Origin of the sequence: Bradyrhizobium sp. SHOUNA76 (assembly GCF_023006445.1) — a bacterium.
Taxonomy (GTDB): domain Bacteria; phylum Pseudomonadota; class Alphaproteobacteria; order Rhizobiales; family Xanthobacteraceae; genus Bradyrhizobium.
The window spans coordinates 1-980 of sequence record NZ_JALBHA010000967.1 but is presented as its reverse complement, the minus strand read 5'-3'; the positions used below and the strand labels follow the sequence as shown (position 1 = coordinate 980).

At 66.4% G+C, this 980-nt stretch carries 2 protein-coding genes and 1 pseudogene; all 3 read left to right on the top strand.

The annotated features are described in order from the left end of the window. A partial coding sequence (locus MOV74_RS39025; RefSeq protein ID WP_246932923.1) for a cupin domain-containing protein occupies nucleotides 1-339 on the top strand: 339 nt, incomplete at its 5' end. Next, on the top strand, nucleotides 339-851 hold the full coding sequence (locus MOV74_RS39020; RefSeq protein ID WP_246932921.1) for a GNAT family N-acetyltransferase: 513 nt from the start codon (nucleotides 339-341) through the stop codon (nucleotides 849-851). The genes MOV74_RS39025 and MOV74_RS39020, both read left to right, overlap by 1 nt. A 2-nt stretch (nucleotides 852-853) precedes the next feature. Continuing rightward, a pseudogene (locus tag MOV74_RS41105) lies at nucleotides 854-980 on the top strand (GNAT family N-acetyltransferase); the annotation flags it as partial.

Genomic DNA, 980 nt, shown 5'->3' with positions numbered 1-980 from the left:
CTGGCCGACCAGCCGCACTGGCGCGATCCCGACAGCGGCTATCGGCGGCGCCACGCCTCGCCGCCGGATGCAGCAAGCGGCATCGAGATCATCGTCGTCGATCTGCCGGCCGGCGCGCGCGTCTCCTACAGCCCCTGGGGCCGCAACGCCTTCACCCAGCAGCTCCTGATGCTGGAGGGCGCGGTCTGCGTGCATATCGACGCCAAGACGGTTCGCCTGCGCGACGGCGACTGTCTGGACTTCGACGTGATGCGCGCCGTGACCTTCGAGAACGAAACCAGGCAGGACGCGCGCTACGTCATCATCACGCGGCGCGGCACTTCTTACGGGAAAATGTGATGCCGCTGATCGTACGGGACGCAACGCTGGAGGATGCCGGAGATATCTTGGCCATCTACAACCATGCCGCGCTCAACACCACGGCGGTCTGGACCGACGGTCCGGTTGATCTCGATTCGCGGCGCGCGTGGATCCGCGCGCGACGGGAAGCAGGCTATCCCGTTCTGGTCGCCATGAAGGGCAGGGATGTGGTCGGCTTTGCGTCCTTCGGCGATTTCCGTCCCTGGCCCGGCTATCGCCACACGGTCGAGAATTCCGTCTATGTCGACGAGCGGCATCATCGCGCGGGCATCGGCCGCGGCCTGATGGTTGCGCTGATCGAGCGCGCCACGGCGCTGAACAAGCACACGATGGTCGCCGCGATCGAGGCCTCGAATTCCGCCTCGATCGCGCTGCACGCCTCGTTCGGCTTTGCCGAGGTTGGCCGTATGCCTGAGGTCGGCTGCAAGTTCGGCCGCTGGCTCGATATGGTCCTCATGCAGATGCGGCTCGCAAGCGGAGTGAGGCCGTGACGATGCAGATCCGAGTTGGTGACACCTTCGATCCGTGCGTCGTCGCGCTGCTCGATTATCATGTCACGGCGGCGCGGGCGCAGACCGCGCCGGGCAGCGCCCATGCGCTCGATCTGGCGGGCCTTCGCG